Annotated in this window: 1 protein-coding gene; it reads right to left on the bottom strand. The window is 37.1% G+C overall.

The genetic code is table 11. From position 1 onward, the window contains the following. Positions 1–294: hypothetical protein (locus C1E58_RS12145; protein WP_161951320.1), on the bottom strand; the 294-nt coding region annotated here is incomplete at both ends.

Genomic DNA, 294 nt, shown 5'->3' with positions numbered 1-294 from the left:
CAACATACGAATATTAGTAAACGTTCCTGTATGAACCTGTAAACCACCTGTATAATGAACACTTTGATTGTATCTATCTAACGTATTGCCTGTTTTATTTGCTACGTTCTTAACCGCTGTTTTAAAAACATCATTAACCTTAACTGATGAACCTGAAATAAAATCGCCAACACTATGCCCCATTGCAACTAACTCATTAGCAACAGATTGCCCAAATGCTTCTATCTCATCCCAATTACTGATTGTGTAACCAAGCAACAAGAAAGCTGCCAACCCAATCAGCACTACAGGAAA

The sequence above is a fragment of the Streptococcus suis genome (assembly GCF_002964575.1).
Lineage (GTDB): Bacteria > Bacillota > Bacilli > Lactobacillales > Streptococcaceae > Streptococcus > Streptococcus suis_R.
The sequence above is the reverse complement of the archived record's forward strand: the minus strand, read 5'-3'. Positions and strand labels throughout refer to the sequence as shown.